Genomic DNA, 286 nt, shown 5'->3' on the forward strand with positions numbered 1-286 from the left:
AACCGGACCTTCCTGACCTTTGCTTTCGGCTGCCTGATGGTATAGGGCTACACCGGATTCAACATCATAAGCACTGACCACATGCAGGGCTTCAAATAATGTCCCCTTACAGGTTCCTCTCAGGGTTTTTCCATCAATGGCGATAAGACTTTTTCCTGCCCTGACCCGACGCTGATTGATCCAGGCATAAAAGGCTTCAACCAGTGCATCTTGCTCTATCATTTTGATAATATTAGCAATACAGTGACGACGAGGAATACCGTGAGTAAAATGCGTGTATTGTTTA

At 45.5% G+C, this 286-nt stretch carries 1 protein-coding gene; it reads right to left on the reverse strand.

The features are described 5' to 3' along the window. On the reverse strand, positions 1-286 hold a 286-nt coding region (locus ACGF5R_RS24810), incomplete at both ends, for an ISAs1 family transposase (RefSeq protein ID WP_387693311.1).

This window comes from Photorhabdus sp. RM71S (genome assembly GCF_042879355.1).
In the GTDB taxonomy this organism is placed as follows: Bacteria; Pseudomonadota; Gammaproteobacteria; order Enterobacterales; family Enterobacteriaceae; genus Photorhabdus; species Photorhabdus kayaii.